The sequence below is a fragment of the Methylocystis sp. sgz306128 genome, from assembly GCF_056032725.1.
On record NZ_JBVYWO010000003.1, the window covers coordinates 172409 to 193082 of the forward strand.

Genomic DNA, 20674 nt, shown 5'->3' on the forward strand with positions numbered 1-20674 from the left:
TCATCGAATAAACCCCACGGATAGATGTCGGATCCAATCACGGCAGCAAGAGCATTCTGCGGGGAGACTGCCAACCACCCCGGGAAAGAGGCACCCTGCGGCTAAAATTCCTTCCAGTCACCGCTATCGGAACCATTGGCCACCTTGGCGGCCGGACGCTTCGGCGGCGGCGCCTGCGGTGCTTCAGCCGGTTTTTGAAAAGCGTGCGGAGCAACATTTTCCAGTTCGCGGCGCAATTTGACAGGATCGGCGCCCTTCTGCTCGGTAAATCTGAATTGCTTCATGACATCCTGCAACTGCTTGGTCTCGCGCAACAGCGAATGGCTTGCGGCGGTGGATTCCTCCACCAGCGCTGCGTTCTGCTGCGTGGCCACATCCATGGCGCCAATAGCTGTATTGACCTCGTCGAGCCCGATGGACTGATCCTTGGCTCCGGCAGCTATATTGTTGACAACACTATTGATCTCTGCCACCTGCCGCATGATGAGTTCGAGCGATTTTCCCGTCTCGGCGACAAGCTTGACGCCCTGCTCGACCTGCTGCGTCGATGTCGAAATGAGGCCTTTGATCTCCTTGGCGGCATCCGCAGACCTCTGCGCCAAACCGCGCACTTCTGAGGCAACGACCGCAAAGCCGCGTCCGGCATCGCCTGCACGGGCGGCCTCGACGCCGGCATTCAGGGCCAGCAGGTTGGTCTGAAAGGCAATCTCGTCAATGATGCCGATAATCTGGCTGATCTGCTGGGCTGATTTGGCAATGGCATCCATCGCCGAGACGGCCTGCCGGACGATGGTCGTGCTCTTTTTGGCATTTTCGTCGGCGGCGACAACGATCTTCTGCGCGTTATGCGCCCCTTCAGCCGCATTCTTGGCGGTGCTGGTGATCTGCGTCAGAGCCGCGGCCGATTGCTCGAGGCTTGCCGCCTGCTGCTCGGTGCGACGCGCCAGATCGTCGGCTGCAGAGGTGATTTCGCTCGCCTCGCCATGCATGGCGTGCATTCCGCGTGAAACGCCCTCAATCGCACGTTCCATTTCGCTGATCGCGTCATTGAAATCCTTCTGCAACTGGGCGAAGGCTTCCGGCATGTCGCCGTCCAGACGGAAAGTCAGGTCTTTTGCCGCCAGCCGGGAGAGACCAACTGCGGTTTTAGCTACCGCCTTCTCCGCTTCCACCTTGACTTTGTTTTGCGCCTCCTCCGCCTTTCTGCGCTGCTCGTCGAGCGTTTCAAGGTAAACCGAAATGGCGAAATCCATATCCAGCAAGGCTGCCTTCACCAATACTGAGATGGAACTCGCCGCCGCCTCGGGAGAAAGCCGCGAAAGACTCATCCGGCTGGGCCACAAATGCCTGACCACGGCGTGAATCAACTGCTCCAGAACCAGCGCATAGCCGCCGATATACCATCGCGGCTCCAGCCCGATCCGCGCATGAGTCTTGCCGACGCGCAAAATGCCATCCACGTAGGACTGATCAAACTGGGCAGACGAAATGATGCCCCAGTGCTTTTCCTGCAGGCTCTGCGCTGCAGACATGTGACGGTCATCACTGAAGAATTTCCGGGTCGCCGGAGTCGTCCGAACCCTGCCATAAAAAACCTCAAGCGCGGGACCGATGGATTTCATGACGACCGGATTCAAAGCCGCGAGCTTTTGCAGAGCCTTTCCGTCCATCGCCATGAAATTCAGGCGCTCTGACAGTTCTATCTTGCTTTTTTCTTCTTCGATCATCTGTCCAACCCCTTTGGTTCGGATAAGACCGGCTTTCGGGCAACACTCCGGGCGCGCCCTGAACGCGGTTCAATGCAGATGTGAAAGTAGAAACCGAAACTTGCGCGAAGCTTATTTCGTTAAAAATTTAGATTAAAATGAAAAATTTATCGCTTGGTTTTAAAAAAATACTTCAAATTTAATAATATGAAAGTAATTATATTTTAATATTTAAATTTTCCAGACACATTGCTTGCAATCAGATGCACTGCTTGGAAGAGGCACATACGCATCGCCCGCAGGCGGAAGGATCAGCGCGTCAAGCCTATCAGTACGGCAGAACCGGCGTCGAGACTTTGATGCCAGAGCGAGACTTTTATGTAAGAGAATGGCCTGTGAAAATGGCAGGGGCGGAGAGACTCGAACTCTGAAGAACTATTTTATACACATTGATTTTATTGAATAAACTTGAACACCGTCATCAGGTTTGTAGTGGCTCATATTTTTTTAGCGTTTTTTCCAAGCCTGCTACAGACTCACGCGATTAGAGATGGCGGCATAGCGATCCTTGCTTGACGATTCAGTCCACTTGTTGCACAAAACATAGTATTGTGACGCTTTAACTGCCATGGTGTTTGATTGGTTCAGAAGTATCGAAAAATTTTGAGATTATTCGCGTTTCTGGCTCTTGCCCCACTTTCGCCAGCACATGCGAACGATCCCTGCAAAGCGCTTGTTCTTCACGACGTTGCTGCCGTCGAAAATCCAAGTTCAATACTTAAACTTGGTGAATATGATGACGCTATAACCCAATACCGTCTTGATAAAGCATCCGGCGAGGGCGTGTATTGCTCACACGGTGGCTATTGCTATCCAGTGGAATTAGTCATTGATGGGAAAAAAATTCAGGCTTTACAGCTTACAAACTGTAAAGTGACTAAAATAACAGATGACAGTGACGCCAATTCCTCATTTTTTTCAGTTGATCCAATCCGGGAATCCTTTTCTAAGCCTGAATTGAGGTCGTATGATTTAGAGAACAAGCTCGTGGACATGGGGCTTTGTGGTGCTTGCGCCGGCAATATTGCTGATGTTTACGTAAGAATGCCAAAATCTAAATGTGCAAAATTAGTAAGAAGCGCTTTAGAAGGTAATCCAGAAGCCACTAAGACTCTTAAGAGCGATCCAAGTTATTGTGATCCTTATGGCAGAGAAACGCCATCGCCTGACATCGTTGCGTCAACTTCTCCGCGAGCTGAGGCATTAATTCCCGATTCTAAGTCTGCTGGTGCGTTAATCGATCGCTCAAAATCTTCTGAAAATTTCGCTAAGGACAAAGAAATTATAAACAGCATTTTAGTTAGGTGCACTTATAACTACGATATTTTGTACAAAGCTAATAGGATTGCTGGAGATACTCCATATGTTCGCAATGCAATGGACACTGCGAAACTTTGTGAGACTGAGCTTAGATCAAAGCTAAAGTCTACTTCAGACAGTCTCAGACAAGCTTATGCTCGAGATAATTCGAAATCTGATGCAATACGTGATTGGTATATTGCGTTTAATGATGCGTTAAATTCAATGAGAGCTAAACCATATCAAGCTTTGAGCATTGGCGAGCAGGCTTTGTTTTTGTCTGATAATCTTTTGACAAAACTTCAATACTAATTACATTTCCCAAATTATAACTCAAATAATGCAAGCTCCGGAATGGTTTTCATATTCGTTTTTTTGTTCGAACGCATTCTGCCCCCCCCTTGGGCCAATCTGATTTTTTCTAGGACTTCGCTTTACTGATCAGGGCCTAATTCGTGTTGATTTTTTTACATCGAAGGGCGTGCGAAAATAAATGTGTCGCTTTCAGTTCGGGCTCACGTCTGCACGGGCTGAAAGTCATACTGAACCGCATCGCCACCATCACAATCATTATCGCCGTTGGCTGAATGGATTTGAATCAATTCATCGTTAGTTAGATCACGAATAACAATCTCCGTTAGCTCTGCGAGATTTCCCAGTTGATCCAAGCCAAGAGCGCCTTGACAAGTTCGGTCGTGCCAACGATTCCCACTCAGTTCTTTCTGGACTGCGAGGCGCGTGGAATATCGACCGCGCGTAAAATCAAGATTCCGAATCTTGCCGGCCACTTCCAAACCTGCCTCTGTAGTGAAATTTGTAATGACAGAACGGGGAGAAGCGATCGATCTGCAATATCTTGATTGATTTCAGAAATACAAGATGGCAGGGGCGGAGAGACTCGAACTCTCAACCCTCGGTTTTGGAGACCGATACTCTAGCCGATTGAGCTACACCCCTGCATGCCGTCAGGCCAAGCCTGTTTGCAACATCTTAATGTAAATTGCAAGGGCAAAACATGGTCTTTTCCGCTACCTCAGAGCGGCGTCACGCGCACAGCCGAACCATAAGCCAGCACTTCCGTAATACCCGCCATGATGTCGTTCGCGTCATATCGCATGGCCAGAATTGCGTTCGCGCCGAGTTCTTCGGCATGGAGTTCCATGAGATGCGTGGCCTCGGCGCGCGCCCGCTCCGCCAGCGAAATATAGACCGAGAGCCGCCCGCCGAAAAAAGCCTGTATCGCCCCGCCGAAATTGCCGACCACGCTGCGCGAGCGCACTGTAACACCGCGGACAAGGCCGAGATACCGTTCGACGCGATAGCCCGCCAGTTCGTTCATGGTGGTGATGATCATGCTTCCCTCCGGGCCAGACTGCCCCGATACAAACCGTTCCCGCGGCGCAAAACCGCAGCGGGCGCATGGAACTGGAGCGGGTGAAGGGAATCGAACCCTCGTATTCAGCTTGGAAGGCTGCTGCTCTACCATTGAGCTACACCCGCGCCTTTTCTGGGTAACACAGATCGCGCGAACAATAAATGGTGGAGGAGGTAGGACTCGAACCTACGAAGGCGCTAGCCAGGGGATTTACAGTCCCCCCCCTTTGCCGCTCGGGACACTCCTCCATTTGCCAATGCGTCAGCAACTGGACTTCAGCAAGTCGGCAATGGCTGAAGCGCCGCGTTTATCTTGTCTTGCCGCGCATATGTCAACCGAAAAAAGCAGCCCTCCTGTTTTAATTCGGCAAGACTGGCCAATTGCGCCGGAAAGCGAGGCATGAGATGAAGACAACACATCAAAGAAGGATCATATCTTGACGCGCAAAACCGGCTCCCACGACCGCAAAGGCGGATTTTCCGGAAAAAGGCCCTCAGGCCCGCCACCGCGCGAAACCGGCCCGGGACGCGCCTCTCAGCCCGCCTTTCAAAGGGGCATGACCTCCGCGCAGGCCCGCACGAAGGATATGGCTCTCATTTTTGGCTATCACTCGGTACGGGAGGCCCTGCGCTCGAAGCGCCGCAAGCTGGTGCGGCTTTTTGCAACCGACTCGGCGGCCGAGAAACTCGCCGCCGATATTGCGGCGCGGGGCGTCGAACTGCGGATTGTCCCCGGCGAGGAAATTTCCATCCGGCTCCCGCGTGATTCGGTGCATCAGGGCCTGCTGCTTGAAGCGCGCCCTCTGGAGCCCATCGACCTTTCCGAACTCAGCCGCACGGGGATTGTGCTTGTTCTCGATCAGGTCACGGACCCTCATAATGTCGGCGCCATATTGCGCACGGCAGCTGCCTTCAATGTTGAGGCAATCGTGACAACCGAGCGCCATTCGCCGGAAATGACCGGAATTCTGGCTAAAAGCGCATCGGGCGGCCTTGAACATGTGGCCATCGCCAGTGTCGTCAATCTCGCCCGCGCCCTCGAAGAACTGGGCGACATGGGCTACCAGCGCGTCGGCCTAGACTCCGACGGGCCCGCAGATCTGGCGCAGACCGACCTGCAAGCGCCGGTCGCACTGGTTCTCGGCGCGGAAGGCAAGGGATTGCGCCGGCTCAGCCGCGAGAAATGCGATGTTCTGGCCCGCCTCGATATGCCCGGCGCGATAAAAAGCCTGAATGTGTCCAATGCCTGCGCGGTAGCGCTGAGTCTCGTCTCGCAAAAGCTCCGGGCACACTGAAAATGTCTTTGGCCGCGCCGCGCAGCACCCACGTTACAGCCTGCCCCGCACCGCGCTCATAGACGAAGGTTTCATCGACGCTTACCCCTCTCCTCCGCTAGAATATAAGCATTGAGGAAATCGCGGACGGCTATTTACCGGCCGGACGCCAACGAACCAATAACATGTGGGGAACATGCCGATGGTTCGGGAAAAATGCGGCGCGAAGCCGCAGGAGAGGGAGAGAACATGAGCACGATTGCAGCCAAGGGCGTGGCACGCCCGATGACCGGCGAAGAAAGGAAAGTTATTTTTGCTTCTTCGCTCGGCACCGTTTTCGAATGGTACGATTTTTACCTTTACGGGTCGCTGGCAGCCATTATCGGCGCCAACTTCTTCAGCAAGTTCGACACAAGAACCCAGGGCATCTTCGCCCTTCTGGCCTTTGCCGCCGGCTTTCTTGTTCGCCCCTTCGGCGCGCTGGTCTTCGGGCGTGTCGGCGATATTGTCGGCCGCAAATATACGTTTCTCGTCACCATTCTGATCATGGGCCTTTCGACCTTTATCGTGGGTCTGCTGCCGGGCTATGATTCGATCGGCTTCTGGGCACCGACAATCCTGATCGGCCTGCGCCTGCTGCAAGGTCTGGCTCTTGGCGGTGAATATGGCGGCGCCGCCACTTATGTCGCCGAACATGCCCCGCATGGCCGTCGCGGCTTCTATACCTCATGGATCCAGACCACTGCGACGCTTGGCCTCTTCCTGTCCCTGCTGGTGATTCTCGTAACCCGCTCGATCACGGGTGAAAAGGCCTTTGCGGAATTCTTCTGGCGCGTGCCGTTCTGGGTGTCCGTCGCCCTTCTGGCCGTCTCTCTCTGGATTCGCCTTCAGCTGAGCGAATCGCCGGCCTTTCAGAAAATGAAAGACGAGGGAACAACCTCCAAAGCGCCGATAACGGAAGCTTTCGGGAACTGGTCCAACGCCAAGATTGCCATTCTCGCGCTGGTCGGCCTTGTCGCCGGACAGGCGGCTGTCTGGTACACCGGCCAGTTCTATGTGCTGTTCTTCCTGCAGGCGATCCTGAAGGTTGACGGCGTCACCGCAAACCTGCTCGTTGCCTGGGCTCTGGCGCTGGGCACCTTGTTCTTCGTGTTTTTCGGCTGGCTTTCCGACAAGATCGGTCGCAAGCCGGTGATCCTGTCGGGCTGCCTCATCAGCGCGATCTGTCTGTTTCCGGTATTCCACCAGATCACTGCCATTGCCAATCCGGATCTCGACAAGGCCATCAATACCGTCAAGGTGACCGTCGTCGCCGATCCGGCTGAATGCGGCTCGCTGTTCAATCCTGTCGGCACCCGCGTCTACACAACCTCGTGCGATCTTGCCCGCGACCTGCTGGCAAAAAGCTCCGTGCGCTACAGCACGCAGCCCGGCCCTGCCGGACAGCTGGCTGTCGTGAAAGTGGGCGAAACGGCGATCAACGCCTATGACAAGACCAAGCTTGAGGGCGATGCCGTCAAGGCTGTTCCGGCTGCATTTACCAAGGATGTGACCACTGCGCTGTATGCAGCAGGCTATCCCAAGGCTGGTGACCCGAATATCCTCAAGATGAACGGCTTGTTCGACATAGCCCGTCCGCAAACTTCAGCAGTTATCGGCCTGTTGTTCGTACTCATCATCTTCGTGACGATGGTTTACGGGCCAATGGCCGCAGCCCTTGTCGAACTGTTCCCGACCCGCATCCGCTACACGTCCATGTCCCTGCCCTATCACATCGGCAATGGCTGGATCGGCGGATTGCTGCCGGCAACTGCTTTCGCCATGGTGGCCTCCACGGGCGACATCTACTATGGCCTCTGGTATCCGGTGGCCTTCGCGCTGCTGACCGCTATTGTCGGGCTGATCTTCATTCCTGAAACCAAAGACCGCGACATATTCTCGAATAACTAGCGGAGGTTACATCATATCTGCCCCGCGCTCCGGCGCGGGGTTTTTTATTGCGTGAATGATCAGGAAGTCTGGAGCGGCGCCAGCCGACGTACCTGGGCGGCGACGAGATGCTCCATGCGGCGCAGATCAGATGGGTGAATGTTCATGACATTCTCAACCCATATGTCGGTGATATCCATCATTTCATCGATTTCGAGCGGGTGAATGCGTTCCCGCACCTTTTTGACAGAGCAAAGCACATCGTAGCGACGCGTGTCGCTGATAAAGCGCCGCGCCTCGTCCCTGCCCCGTCCATCTTCAGCAAGGACATCGACGAGGCCCATGTCAAACAGTTCGGACGCTGAATAGATCTTGCCTGAAAGGATCATCCTCTCGGCGCGCACCGCATCAAGCTTGCGCCGCAGAAAGCTGAAAGCACCCATTCCCGGAAAAGTATTGAACAATATCTCGGGCATGCCCATGCGAGCGCCGCGTTCCGCCACAACAAAATCGTGACTGATAACGGACTCAAACCCGCCGCCCAGAGCATCGCCCTGTACAAGCGCCAGAGTGAGCGCTCGCGTACCCCAGCCCACGCAATTGTTGTGGATCATCCGGACACAGGCATGCGCATAATACAAAAGCGCCTCGCGGTCCCGCCTGCGAACACAATCGACAAAAAAAGGCAGATCGCCGCCAAAATTGTATATTCCCGGCAGCGCAGAGGACGTGACACAAAATCTGACGGGCAACGGATCCGTTTCGACACTCCGGCGGGCGACTGCCGCCTGTGCCAAAGTCAGTTGCTGCACGAAGCTTGCTGTTGCGCGCACCGGCGCCGTGGGACGCACCGTCAACCAGGCTGTCTGCGACTGGCTCTCATAGATCAGTTCAAAATCAGGAAAAGTATTGCAATCCTGTATGAATTGATGCCTGGAAAAGTCTGTCAAAAGATTAGCCAATTTTAACCCGGTTGTATCATAGAGTATTTATTGCGTTATTACGCAATGCCTGGAAATATAAACCTCCAAAGCGGACATATCAGCTTTTATAAAAACAATATTAAATTTCAATATAATTCACCAGCATTAGCTTTATGTTTATCGATATCAGGCTATTTTCCAACATTAATGCCATAATCAAGCTGGAAATCGCTTCATCACACTGGACCATTAATGCAGCTGCTGAACAACCTCCGAAAAGACCTGACAGCGAAAATCGCAAAGAGGCTCCCCATCCCTAACAGGCTCGGAAACAGGGAATATGAGATTGCCTATAACCGGCTGTGCTTCTGTCTTGTCTTCGGCATTCTTTTTTATACAGATGTCTTTGTAAATACGGGCATTTCCCCTGTCATGACAGGACAATTGCGCCTGATCCATTTTTGTTATTCGGCGCTTTCACTGACAATCTTTGCACATATTGTCATATGGAAGAGTGAGTATACGTTCAGAAAAGTTCTCGGAATTTTCATTGATATCGCCACCATTACCGCCTGTCTTGCGGTCGGCGGTGAATATTTCACAGCCGGATACGCGCTTTACCTGTGGGTTATTTTTGGAAACGGGCTGAGATTTGGCAATTTCTACCTGCTGATCGGCATGGGGCTCAGCCTCGCCGGGCTGCTGACCGCAAATTTCATCAACCCGTTCTGGCAGGCGCATCCCTATATCGTTGCCGGCCTTGTCAGCGGACTGATCATGATTCCGCTCTACGCCGCGCGCCTTGTCCGGCAACTCTCCGCGGCTCTGAACAAAGCCGAAGAGGCCAATAAGGCCAAAAGCCTGTTCATAGCCTCGGTCAGCCACGAACTGCGCACACCGCTCACCTCAATCATCGGATTGAGCGAATTGTTGCAGAGCACCAGCCTGTCGAGCGAACAGGACAATATGGTTCGCACCGTTTCCTCGGCCAGCCGCTCGCTTCTGCGCATGATCAATTCCATCCTCAACATCGCCAAGGCAGAGACCAGCGCGCAGGGTGTGCTGTCGGAAAAAGTCGACCTATATCAACTGGTCTCGGATATCCGCGCCATGCTCAGCGTACAGGCCACGCGGCGCGAAACGCGGCTTGTGGTGGAAATCAACAATGATGTGCCGCAATTTGTGCAGGCCAATTTCCGCCATCTGGAGGAAATTCTGCTCAATCTTATCGGCAACGCCGTCAAATTCACGTCGCGCGGCTCGGTGCGCGTGCTGCTGACAATTCCTGCGCGCGATGGCGCACGGCTTCGGCTGCGCTGCGACATATATGATACCGGCATCGGCATCGCACCGGAGCAGCAAAGCCGGATTTTTGAACGCTTCACACAGGCCAACGACGCGATTCTTTCACAATTCGGCGGCAGCGGGCTGGGGCTTGCCATCACCAAACAACTGGTCGAACTGCATGGCGGAACCATAGGCGTCAACAGCGCCCTGCATCAGGGCAGTCATTTCTGGTTTGAAATCAATGTGGCGGCGCTCGATGAGCGCGGTATATCTTCGCAGTTCCGGCCGCCTACCGACATCATATACCCCGACATCTCTCTGGAAACATCGCCGCCGCGCGCTCTGAAAATTTTAATCGCCGAGGACAACCAGACCAACCAGAAGATCATGGCCAAGCTCATCGCCCTTGCCGGCCACGATGTCACTGCCGTCGACAATGGGGAAAAAGCGCTCGATGCGCTGCTGGGTTCTACCTTCGATGTGGCGCTGCTTGACGTCAATATGCCTGAATTGTCCGGCATCGAGGCGGCCAATTTCTATCAGCTTTCGTCAGGCAACGCGCGTGAAACGCCGATCATAGCGCTGACGGCCGACACATCCGAACAAACGCGCCGCAAATGCCTCGAAGCGGGCATGAAAGCCGTATGCACCAAGCCCATCGAGACCGAACGCCTGCTCGCCATTATCAATCAGGTCGCGCATTCCTATCCGGTTGCGCCGCCAGCAGCCGTACAGAAAGCCGGGGCCGCGCCGCAAATCAGAAAAGCCGACCATTTTGATCCGGCGCCTCTGGCCAATCTCGCCCGGTTGGGCGGAGAGGAATTCTGCTCCGAGATCATCGCTCAATTCATCGAAGAAAGCGCCACGCTGGCGAAAGCGATGAAGCTGGCCATAGCGGAAGGCGATCTTGCTGCCTTCAACGCAGCCTGCCATGCCTTGCAAAGCTGTTCGGGAAATATCGGCGCGACCCGCCTTGTCGACCTTCTGCTCACGTGGCAGGGGCTCGACGACAGCGAGCTGATCCGGCTTGGCGCGGAAATCATGCGAACGCTGCAAAGTGAAATGGAAATGGTGCGCACTTTGCTGGTTAACAGATCCTACACCGCCAGTTACGCTGCTGCCGGTTCCCTCATATGATGCTGCACATCTCGTCAAAGCTGAGGCGCGGCAGGCGCGGGTGCAGGCGCGAAGCATCGCCATAGCCGAGATTGACCAGAAAATTGGCCTTTATCGCCGTTCCAGAAAAAAATTCCGCATTCACCCCTGCCTCGCTGAAACCTGACATCGGCCCCGCATCGAGACCAAGACTGCGCGCTGCAAGAATAAAAAATCCGGCCTGAATCGTGCCGTTGCGCAGCGCCGTGACGCGAACTTCATCCTCCGTGCCCTCGAACCAGGGGCGCGCGTCCTCGTGCGGATAAAGCTTCGGCAAATTGGACGCAAAATCCATGTCATAGGCCAGTATGGCCGTAACAGGCGCCGCCATGGTCTTGTTGACATTGCCGCGCGCGAGATGTGGCCTTAACCGCGCCTTGGCCTCGGGACTTTTAACAAAGGCGACGCGCATCGGCATGCAATTGGCCGAAGTTGGCGCATATTTCACCAGTTCATGCAGGTCGCGCAATGTCGTGTCCTCCACAGCGCGCGGCAAAAAATAACTGAACGTCCGCCCCTCGGTAAACAGGCGCGCCATCTGCTCGGCGCCAATCTTGTCCATGATGATACCCCCTCGCGGCAGTCCGCCGCTCCGCAGCAGCGATTGCAGGCCAGACACGCCATTTCATCTCGCCATATGGCACTTTCAATTGCGATTTCAACCAAGCGCACTATGCTGATGGCAAAATGAACGGGAGCACACATCAGTATGAGCTTGAATGGGGGGAAGAAGGGTAAATTTCAATCCATCGCGTTCCTGTCGTCCGGTACACCGGAGGCCGATGCCGCGCTGGAAGAATGTATCGCGCTCTACGGCAATCACGAACCGATGGACGCCGATGTCATAGTGGCGCTGGGCGGCGACGGGCTGATGCTTCAGGTTCTGCACCGCTTCATGGGCATGGCCAAGCCGATCTACGGACTCAATCGCGGCTCGGTCGGCTTTCTCATGAACGAATACCATCCGGAAAACCTGCGCGAGCGGCTGGAACGTGCTGAAAGCTCGATCATCCATCCGCTGATCATGGCGGCGACTCTGTCAAATGGCTCACGTCACACGGCACGCGCAATCAATGAAGTGTCGCTGCTGCGCCAATCCTATCAGGCTGCCAAACTGCGCATCAGCGTCGATGGCAAAGAGCGATTGGGTGAACTCGTGGCGGACGGGCTGCTGCTGTCGACGCCCGCAGGGTCAACCGCCTACAATCTGAGCGCGAACGGGCCTATCCTGCCGCTCAATACGCCGCTGATGGCGCTCACGCCAATTTCCGCCTTCCGTCCGCGCCGCTGGCGCGGCGCACTGTTGCCTGACAGGGTGAAAGTGGTGATCGATGTTCTGGAGGCGGATAAGCGCCCGGTGGCCGCCGTAGCCGATCACTTTGAAATGAAAGGCGTCACGCGGGTTGAGATTGTCATGGATCACAACACCAATCTCATTCTTTTGCATGACCCGGGACATTCCCTCGACGAGAGAATTCTGGCGGAGCAATTTGGCTACTGAACAGGGGCACCGTCAGGCCGCAACAAGAAGTTCGGCATTCCGGGCGATATAGAGACCATCCACCTCAGTCATGTCGGTTGGTGATTCCAGTGCGGCCGCAACAGCCGCATAGCTCATGGCTTCAAGATGGACCTGACGCAAACTCTCCGCCATCAGATCATTCGAACGCTGGCGCGCCGCCCGTAGCGCAGCATCGGTCGCCAGGGAACGCAGCAGATTGAGCAATGCGTCTGGCAGCGCATCGGCCCGCGCGCATGAGCGCAGCACATGATCGGCAAGAGAGTGAACCTGCCGCGCGTCCGGCACGTCGCAGCCCAGCGCCAGCCGGAAAGACAAAGCGGAGCAAAACGCCGTGCTGAGCGATGGCGGCAGGCCAGAACGCCGGATCAGCGCCGCAAAACCGGCTCCCCCTGCCTCCGACATCAGAACCGCGACGCGCTCCGGCCGTTCGTTGGCGAGCACGGCAAGTGCACAGCGGAAAAAATCCAGCGAACCGGTGAGAATGGCCCGGAGCAACATGCTCGAATTCAACGCCGCCAGATCACGCAGATACTGAATAAATTCAATCAGAGTCTTATCGTCCTGATGCAGGGACGCCTGCACGGCGATCGATTCGCGCGCCTCGGTGCACAGCTTTTGTATACGCGGCTCCGGCATCCATCCGCGCCTGCGCACCAGTGCCGAGAGCGCCCCTGCGGTGGCTGCAACCAGCTCATATCGCAGGCAGGGCGTAAAAGAAGGCCGCGCAAGCAGAGCCTCGCGCAGTGCCCCGTCGTTGTGGCGCATCAGCAGCCGGCGCACCGTCAGGCTGCTGAGCTGCGCGCTTGTGTTGCGCACGAGGGCCTGCGCTGCGTCATAACCGCCCTGTTCGGCAATGGCCGCGCTGACCGCTTCGCCAAGATTGCGCCGCAAAGCGATGGCGCACAGCGACAGATTATCGGCCAGAGGCACAAGCGACAGCAGGTCCCTTTCATCGAGAACCGGAGACCGCGCAAGAATGAAACAAGACACTTCGCCCTGATCTGCGGCCAAGCTACGCACGATGTGATGAGGTGCATCCGGTGCATCCGCAAAGGCAAACGACAGCGCGCGGCGCACTTCCGGCGAAGCATCGTCCAGCAACGCAGTCAAAATTACCGTCAGTTCGGCACGTTCGTCCGGCGTAGCGCGAACATGAAGCAAGGTTCGCGCCAGCATTCCTGCTGCTTGCGCGCGCATTACTGAAGACGCCGCGCGCAGTTCAACAAGAATTTCATGCGTCATCATGGGGATCACTCAGAATAGACCACCCATGAATCTGCAAAAATATAGTTTATATTGTATTAAATTTAAATAACAGCAAATAATAAAAGAATTTATTCCGCTTTATTTCGGTCTTATGATCGAAAACATGGCGTTGGCCACGGCATAATCCGAATAGCCGCAACGGGCTATAGGCGCGGCCTTGGCGGTTTCAAAGCGGCCGTTTTCGATAAAGCGGTCATCGATATAAACCCCGACCACCTGCCCCATCACCAGAAAATTATGGGTCGCATCGCCATTGATATCCTTGAGCTGGATAATCTGGGTCAGCCTGCATTCCAGCGCAGCCGGCGTATTAGCGACCCGCGGCGGCCGCACCAGCCGCGAAGGCGTCGTGGCAAGCCCGGCATGGTCGAATTCACTCGTGCCACGCGGCAGGGTTGCGCCGGAGAGGTTCATTTCGTGACGCAGGTCATAACTCGCCATGTTCCAGGTGAATTCTCCGGTTTCCTCGATAAAGGCCACGGAATCCTTGCGCCCCTCGCTGGAAAAGCCGATCAGCGGCGGCGAACCCGAAAATGCATTGAAAAAACTATAAGGCGCGAGGTTGAGGTCGCCGTTCTGCGAGCAGGACGAGATCCAGCCGATCGGACGCGGCGCAACAATAGCCTTGAACGGATCATGCGGCAGCAGGTCGCGATCACGCTCATTCTGGGCATAAAACATGGAAACTCCCGTTAGAAATAACTTATCTTCTGCGCCATGTCTGGCCGCGCCCGATCCGCAGGTTCTACGTCCGACGAGCCGATATGGATGAACCCGGCAACCTTTTCGTCCGCGCCAATGCCCAGCGCCGCCAAAGCTTCGGGCGCATAGGCCACCCAGTCGGTCAGCCATGCCGTGCGAAAGCCCATGGCCGTCGCGGCGATGGTCAGATTCATGCACACGGCACCGGCGCCGAGCTGTTGTTCCCAGACAGGAATCTTGACATGCGGCGCGGCTGTGGAAACTACCGCCACGACGAGGGGAGCCAGCAGGAACCGGCGTCTCTCCACATCCAGCCGGTCGGCGTCCGCTTCCGGGTGCTGGCGCGCATAAACCTCCGCCAGCGCCGCTCCGGCGCGAGCGCGCCCCTCGCCCTGGAAGACAATAAAGCGCCATGGCGCCAGCTTGCCATGATCGGGCACCCGGGCCGCCAATGTCAGAATTTTCTCGAGCTGAGCCGCATCGGGTCCGGGCGCACGCATCTCGAGCGGCTTGACCGAGCGCCGCCGCCCGAGATGATCCAGAATCTCATTCATGAATGCATTTAACCTCAATATGCCAGCGTCTTACCAGAAAGTGCCTTGATCTTGACCATTTTCTCGGCCAGAACCTTTGCCGTCATCTCTTGAGAAGACCGGCCTGCGCCGCATTTTCCAACTCATTCTGATTGAACACATGCCGCCGAGACCGGTCTCTCGTCAAGATCAACAAGCGCCTTTGCCGGGCTGGAGCACACAATGCGTGATCCTGTCCACGACAATTGTCGTACTGTTTGGCATAGCCGCCGATGCAATATGGCTGTTGCATGGCGATGTCGTGCCCTGGGACGCCAAAAACCACTTCTATCCGATGTTCCGTTTTCTTGGCGAGCAGCTCGCAAACGGCGAACTGCCGTTCTGGAATCCCTATCATTTCGCCGGACATCCCTCCGCCGCCGACCCGCAATCGCTGGTATTCTCGCCAACAATGGTGCTTTTTGCGCTATTGGCGCCGAAGGCTTCGATGCAGGTTTTCGATGCCGTGATCATGGCGCATCTTATCTTTGGCGGTCTCGGGACGCTGGCTCTGTTCCGCCAGCGGAACTGGGCGGCGCCCGGCGCCGTTCTGGCGGCCATGATCTACATGATTGGCGGATCGGCCTCGGCCCGGTTGCAGCACACGGGCATGATCCTGTCTTACAGCTTCTTTCCATTCTGCTGGTATTTCATGGTCAGAGCCTTGCGCGAAAAATCCTATGGCGCGGGCTTGGCTTTCAGCCTTCTGGCGGCGCTGATGGCGCAGGGGCGCGATCAGGTGGCGTTTCTGTTCTGTCTGTGGCTGATCGCGGCGCTGGCATGGGAGATCACGCAAGCCGCGCGTCCGCTCGCTTTTTTGCGCAGCCGCATCTGGCTCATTCTCCTGATGGGTTTTGCCGGTCTGGCGCTTCTTGCGATTCCCTGCCTGCTCACATTGCAATTTCTGGCACAATCCAACCGCCCTTCTTTCGCCTATGGCGTGGCGGCGGAAGGCTCGCTGTCTGTTGTCAATTTTCTCACGCTGGCCATTCCGAATTTCTTCGGCACGCTTGACTGGAACTACGATTACTGGGGCCCAGGCTATGCGACAATGCCCAACGGGGACTGGACGGACCGCGCGATCAACTATCTCTTCATCGGCTCCTTTCCGACGCTGCTGCTGCTCTGGATCGGCCTTGCCCGCCGGCACATCTTCGATCGCGACCTGCGGCTGATCCTCTGGATTTGCATTTGCACGATTTTTTACGCACTGGGCCGAGAAACTCCCGCCTTCGAATGGATATTCGATCATGTTCCCGGCGTTGCCCTCTATCGCCGACCGGCTGACGCCACATTCGCCATGAACATGTGTTTCGCCCTGATGGCAGGCTATTTTGCCAATCTTGTCGCCAAAAACCAGATCCCGCCCGCACCCAAAGGGCTCTGGACAAGGGCATGGCCCGCGCTCGCGGCTATTCTGGTCGTGTCCATCATCGGGCTGGCTCTGGATTTTGCCTTCACGCAGCATCATTTCGCATCTTCGCTCGACGCTTTGATTCGCGGCTCGGCGGTCATGATTTTTATTGTGGCGACTGTTGTCTGGGGGCTTGGCACGCGCCACGCGCGGCTGATGGTTTTCGTGCTTGTAGGTGTCACTGGCGCAGAATTGCTGATGCGTAATGCAGCCTCCTCCGTCGACGCCGAGCCCGCGCATTTTTACGCGCCCTATGACCGGCTGCCCGCCGACCAGCAGCAGGGACTCGACATGCTGCGGGCGGCCATCAATGCCGCGCATGACAGGGGCGAATTCCCCCGGGTCGAGATCATCGGTCTTTCGGGAGCCTGGATGAACGCCTCTATGGTGTTTGGTCTTGAGGACACTGTCGGCTATAATCCGCTGCGCATCGCCGATTATGAGCGTGCGGTCGGCCCCGGCGACAATGCGGGGGATATTTCCCTGCGTCATTTTCCGGAAAATTTCCGCGGCTACCAGTCAAAGCTCGCCCGCCTTCTCGGCCTCGAGTATCTTGTTCTCGGCGAGCCCCTTCCGAAGCTGCCGCGCCATGTGCCGCGCCCGGTTGCAACCCTGATGTACAGCACCAAGGGCATGTATATTTATAGGCTGCGGCCGCCCTGCCCACGCGCTTATCTTGCCACCGAGTCGCTGCCAATCGACAGCGAGGCTATCGCCGATGGCGAGGCCCTGCCGGATTTCGACGTCAGCCGCACCGCACTCATCGACAAGAGCGACATAAACCTTTTGCACAGCCACTACACCGCCGCCGCAACAGCTTCCGCCGCCAATACCAATGTTCGTATCAGCGCCTATCACGCCAATTCGGTTACGCTCGTTGTTGACACGGATAAGGCTGGCATACTTGTTCTGCACGATATCTACTATCCCGGATGGGAGGTTAGCGTCGACAATGAACCCATGCCTTTGCTGCGAACCAATGTCCTGTTTCGCGGTGTCGAGATTGCTGCCGGCCATCATATTGTGCGCTTCGACTACCGCCCCCTCTCCGTCAAAAATCTTGTCGCGGCGTTACGCGCGCTGCTGAAACAGCACGCGCATTTGACGTGACGGCAAAGATCGGTTCAATCAGATCATGAAGCAAACTCGAACAACCCGCCTCGCAACATCGATCTGCGCCGCCCTTGCGGTGCTGCTGGGTGTCTTTGCCGGCCTTCAGACAGCTTTGGCCCAGTCCACGCCCAATCTGATCCTCAGCGCAACGCTTGGAAACAATCCGACGCCGATCAGCTCAAATCTGCACTGGCGGATTTTCAGGGGCCAGCTGGATAACGACAATTCCGTCGATCTCGTTACGGAATCCACCGATCCCGCCCCGTCCTTTTCGCTGCCCGGCGGCACCTATACCGTACATGTGGCCTTCGGCCTCGCGGAGGCCAGCAAAATCGTCACCATCGACAGCAGCCCCGTCAATCAGCGGATCAGCATAAACGCCGGGGCCATGATGATCACGCCGGTGCTTGGCAGCAACAAACTGCCCGCAAACCGGGTATCCATGTCAATTTATGTGCCCGAGCGAAACAATGCGGAGGGCAAGCTCATCGTCCCGGACGCAAAACCTGGCGAATTGATTCCGCTGCCGGAAGGGCGCTATCACGTCAAATCGGTGTATCTCGACACAGTCGGCGTCGGGGCGCTTGACGCCACTCCCGGCACGCCGCTCACAACCAATTCCGTTGTCGAAGCCGATCTTTCCGTCACGGCAGGCAAAATCACGGACGCCACGCTGCATCACCATGCCGCCACCATCACCCTCAAGCTTGTGAACAAGCCCGGCGGCGAAGCCCTCGCCAATACCAACTTTACGGTACTCACCCCCGGCGGCGACACCATTCGCGAACTGGTGGGCGCCTTCCCGTCACTTGTTCTGGCTGAGGGCGATTACATTGCCATTGCCAGACACAATTCCAAGACCTATCAGGCGGAATTTCAGGTGCAAACCAATTATGATCGCGATATTGAAGTTCTGACCAAACAGGAGTGAGCGATGCAAACCTTCTTTGTCGAGATCAAATGCGCGCTCGGCCGCACCTATGAAGTCGCCAATGCTCTGGCGGAAGCGGAGATCGCCTCGGAAATATATTCCATTGCCGGGCAATTCGACATATTGGCGAAATTCTATGTGCCGAAGGAAGAAGATATCGGCCATTTCGTCGGCAAGCACGTTCAGGTCATTCCCGGCATCGTCGATACCCGCACCATCATAACATTCAAGGCTTTCTGATATTCGGTCGCTGGCGTCCTGATCGGGCTTTGATCGCACCAGCCCGGCCGGACCTTCGCGGCAGTGGTCGCCTGAATAAAAACGCCGCCCTGAGGGCGGCGATTTTCTGAGGCGACAGTGCGGCGCGGCCGGATCAGGATTGCCGCAGGTTCTTGATGTTCTCCTCGCTGCTTTTGAGGGCGAAATTCAACATCTCATTATCCCGGGCCTCGTCGTCGACAACTTCATCGACGATAACCGAGGTCTTTTGCGTATCGCTCTTTTTGAGCTGGATGATCTTGCTCTGCAACTGCGAGCGATCCTTGCGGGCAGTCTGCAATGCACCTTCGATAAAGGCCTTGCTGTTACGCTCCGCAGCCAGATCATCGGCCAGTTTCTTGATCTGCTCGCTCATCTTTTCGATCTCGCGGCCGTGGATCTCCTCGATCTGGCTGGTGCGTTCCTGCAGCAGACGGATGCGCTCTGCTGCCTGCTCGTTGAGCGACTGCTTTTCCTGCACCTGCGCCAGCAATTCGTCGGCCCTGTCAATGAGCGTGCTGCGCGATTGTTCAAGTTCGAGCACTTTCGCCAGCGCCTTCTTGTGCTCATTGCGCAATTCCACCATCGCAGTCTCGGCGGCCTTGTAGCGCCGGACGGTTTCGTCAAAGGCGAGACGCTCGTCCAACATGCGGCGCGCTTCATCCCTGGCCTGCTCGAGCAGATGTTCCGTGAGCTTGAGCCTTGAATTCATACCCTCGATTTTCAAATTGGCGGCGGCAAGGTCGGTATCGCGCGCGCCTTCAACCGTACGCAGATTATCCTGCAATTTGCCTATTTCACTATTGGCGCGGTGCAGATGGCTTTCGATCTCAACGATTCGTGCCCGGGACTGCTCGGCCTCGCCCTGCGCCTCAAGAAAATTGCGGCGCGTCTGAGTCAGGGCGACATTCAGATCTTCATTGGCTTTCGAGATCTTCAACCGCTCTTCCGTCTCGAACAGGAGTTTTTCGCGTGCGATGCGCCGATCCTCGCTGGCCTCCGTATAGGATTTGTCCAGCACCTTGATCCGTTGCGACAGCCGCTGAATTTCCTGCTCCGCGCTGGCAATCTCCGATTTGCGCGAGGAAAGCTCCTGCTCGCAATCGCGCAGGCGGGCCATCGTCTCTTTCGATTCGCTCTGCGTCGCGCGCAATTGTGTCTCAATCGCCGCGTAGCGCTTTTCCAGCGTGGACTTTGCTGAATATATCGCATTCACCTCATTTTCGAGGACAGAACGCGCATGTGTGAGCGCCGCAATTTCCTCGCGCGCCGTCTTATGCTGTTCCGTTTCCTTCGCAAGCATGTGCGAGACGTCCTGAAGCGCCTTGCTTTTTTCCTGAAGGCCCGAGGCGATCATGCCGAATTCACGAAAAAGCTCTTCAATTTCATTGGAGGCCGAGCGAAACATGCCCAGAGTTGAAACGACTGTCTCGCAGCGCGCGCGCAACCCCTCATGGTGCCCGCCCAAAGCACGGATTGCCACATTCACGTCTTCAGCGACGGTTGCATGCATCGCAGAAGCTGCACTGACCGGCACATTCTCGGACGAGTTGCCAGAAACAAGATAACGCGGACGAGATTTGTCAGAAAAGTTTCGCCTATTCATCCAGCTTAACATGGCACCCTCAATGTTGTAAAAGCTTAACAAATAATTATTATCAACGATTACAGCATAAATCTATACGGTATTTACTTAATTTACGTAATGTATTATTGAGATTGCAATTATAATTAACGGCGAATACAACGCCCGTGACCCGACATGATTTAAAACGCCGTGAAAAAGCGATATGGATCATTCGGTCAGAAAGAAGGAGCAAAAGCCACAACCAGCGGACTTTGCTTGCCTTTATCATGGAACCTAGTGTAGTGAATCGGCATATCTAAGG

17 protein-coding genes and 3 tRNA genes are annotated in these 20674 nt (G+C 55.7%); 8 read left to right on the forward strand and 12 right to left on the reverse strand.

Annotated elements, in window-relative coordinates; genetic code table 11:
- Nucleotides 1–101: 101 nt before the first annotated feature.
- Entirely contained in the window at nucleotides 102–1727 is a 1626-nt protein-coding gene (locus tag AC0N03_RS06895; protein WP_474287895.1) for a methyl-accepting chemotaxis protein, read from the reverse strand.
- Between the two features lie 618 nt (nucleotides 1728–2345).
- Between AC0N03_RS06895 and AC0N03_RS06900 the strand changes: the two genes are divergently transcribed.
- Nucleotides 2346–3377, forward strand: coding sequence for a hypothetical protein (locus AC0N03_RS06900; protein WP_474287896.1), 1032 nt, complete (start codon nucleotides 2346–2348; stop codon nucleotides 3375–3377).
- A 203-nt stretch (nucleotides 3378–3580) separates the two neighbouring features.
- Here the strand turns inward: AC0N03_RS06900 and AC0N03_RS06905 are convergent, their stop codons facing one another.
- From AC0N03_RS06905 to AC0N03_RS06925, 5 genes are all read right to left on the reverse strand, one after another.
- Entirely contained in the window at nucleotides 3581–3859 is a 279-nt protein-coding gene (locus AC0N03_RS06905; RefSeq protein ID WP_474287897.1) for a hypothetical protein, read from the reverse strand.
- 86 nt (nucleotides 3860–3945) lie between these two features.
- Nucleotides 3946–4022, reverse strand: a tRNA-Trp gene (locus tag AC0N03_RS06910).
- Between the two features lie 76 nt (nucleotides 4023–4098).
- Nucleotides 4099–4419, reverse strand: a complete 321-nt coding sequence (locus tag AC0N03_RS06915; protein ID WP_474287898.1) for a YbjQ family protein — start codon at nucleotides 4417–4419, stop codon at nucleotides 4099–4101.
- A gap of 72 nt (nucleotides 4420–4491) precedes the next feature.
- Nucleotides 4492–4565 (reverse strand) — tRNA-Gly (locus AC0N03_RS06920).
- Nucleotides 4566–4602: 37 nt separating this feature from the next.
- Nucleotides 4603–4688 (reverse strand) — tRNA-Tyr (locus AC0N03_RS06925).
- 188 nt (nucleotides 4689–4876) lie between these two features.
- On the opposite strand from AC0N03_RS06925, the gene rlmB reads away from it, so the two are divergent.
- On the forward strand, nucleotides 4877–5734 hold the full coding sequence (gene rlmB / locus AC0N03_RS06930) for a 23S rRNA (guanosine(2251)-2'-O)-methyltransferase RlmB (RefSeq protein WP_474287899.1): 858 nt from the start codon (nucleotides 4877–4879) through the stop codon (nucleotides 5732–5734).
- 228 nt (nucleotides 5735–5962) lie between these two features.
- A complete protein-coding gene (locus AC0N03_RS06935) occupies nucleotides 5963–7663 on the forward strand; it encodes an MFS transporter (RefSeq protein WP_474287900.1) in 1701 nt (566 codons plus the stop codon).
- A gap of 59 nt (nucleotides 7664–7722) precedes the next feature.
- Here AC0N03_RS06935 and AC0N03_RS06940 read toward each other — a convergent pair whose 3' ends face one another.
- Nucleotides 7723–8592, reverse strand: coding sequence for a crotonase/enoyl-CoA hydratase family protein (locus AC0N03_RS06940; protein WP_474287902.1), 870 nt, complete (start codon nucleotides 8590–8592; stop codon nucleotides 7723–7725).
- A gap of 405 nt (nucleotides 8593–8997) precedes the next feature.
- On the opposite strand from AC0N03_RS06940, the gene AC0N03_RS06945 reads away from it, so the two are divergent.
- The gene (locus AC0N03_RS06945) at nucleotides 8998–10989 is read left to right on the forward strand and encodes an ATP-binding protein (protein ID WP_474287904.1); all 1992 of its coding nucleotides are present in this window, start codon (nucleotides 8998–9000) and stop codon (nucleotides 10987–10989) included.
- On the opposite strand, the gene AC0N03_RS06950 is transcribed toward AC0N03_RS06945, so the two are convergent.
- Nucleotides 10982–11569 (reverse strand): malonic semialdehyde reductase, encoded by a 588-nt coding sequence (locus AC0N03_RS06950; protein ID WP_474287905.1) that lies wholly within the window; start codon nucleotides 11567–11569, stop codon nucleotides 10982–10984. The two genes, AC0N03_RS06945 and AC0N03_RS06950, sit on opposite strands and share 8 nt — an antisense overlap.
- Nucleotides 11570–11716: 147 nt before the next feature.
- Between AC0N03_RS06950 and AC0N03_RS06955 the strand changes: the two genes are divergently transcribed.
- Nucleotides 11717–12508, forward strand: a complete 792-nt coding sequence (locus AC0N03_RS06955; protein WP_474287906.1) for an NAD kinase — start codon at nucleotides 11717–11719, stop codon at nucleotides 12506–12508.
- A gap of 12 nt (nucleotides 12509–12520) precedes the next feature.
- Here AC0N03_RS06955 and AC0N03_RS06960 read toward each other — a convergent pair whose 3' ends face one another.
- From AC0N03_RS06960 to AC0N03_RS06970, 3 genes are all read right to left on the reverse strand, one after another.
- Nucleotides 12521–13774, reverse strand: coding sequence for a DUF2336 domain-containing protein (locus AC0N03_RS06960; RefSeq protein ID WP_474287907.1), 1254 nt, complete (start codon nucleotides 13772–13774; stop codon nucleotides 12521–12523).
- A 99-nt stretch (nucleotides 13775–13873) separates the two neighbouring features.
- Nucleotides 13874–14476, reverse strand: a complete 603-nt coding sequence (locus AC0N03_RS06965) for a flavin reductase family protein (RefSeq protein WP_474287908.1) — start codon at nucleotides 14474–14476, stop codon at nucleotides 13874–13876.
- Nucleotides 14477–14487: 11 nt separating this feature from the next.
- Nucleotides 14488–15051 (reverse strand): nitroreductase family protein, encoded by a 564-nt coding sequence (locus tag AC0N03_RS06970; protein WP_474287910.1) that lies wholly within the window; start codon nucleotides 15049–15051, stop codon nucleotides 14488–14490.
- A 205-nt stretch (nucleotides 15052–15256) separates the two neighbouring features.
- On the opposite strand from AC0N03_RS06970, the gene AC0N03_RS06975 reads away from it, so the two are divergent.
- The 3 genes from AC0N03_RS06975 to AC0N03_RS06985 are packed head-to-tail and all read left to right on the forward strand — an operon-like array spanning nucleotide 15257 to nucleotide 18767.
- Nucleotides 15257–17593: a YfhO family protein gene (locus AC0N03_RS06975; protein WP_474287911.1), complete on the forward strand. Its 2337-nt coding sequence runs from the start codon at nucleotides 15257–15259 to the stop codon at nucleotides 17591–17593.
- 25 nt (nucleotides 17594–17618) lie between these two features.
- Nucleotides 17619–18527, forward strand: a complete 909-nt coding sequence (locus AC0N03_RS06980) for a hypothetical protein (protein WP_474287913.1) — start codon at nucleotides 17619–17621, stop codon at nucleotides 18525–18527.
- Nucleotides 18528–18530: 3 nt separating this feature from the next.
- Complete coding sequence (locus AC0N03_RS06985) at nucleotides 18531–18767, forward strand: Lrp/AsnC ligand binding domain-containing protein (protein WP_474287915.1); 237 nt, start codon at nucleotides 18531–18533, stop codon at nucleotides 18765–18767.
- Between the two features lie 133 nt (nucleotides 18768–18900).
- On the opposite strand, the gene AC0N03_RS06990 is transcribed toward AC0N03_RS06985, so the two are convergent.
- Nucleotides 18901–20298, reverse strand: a complete 1398-nt coding sequence (locus tag AC0N03_RS06990) for a hypothetical protein (RefSeq protein ID WP_474287916.1) — start codon at nucleotides 20296–20298, stop codon at nucleotides 18901–18903.
- Nucleotides 20299–20674: the final 376 nt, after the last annotated feature.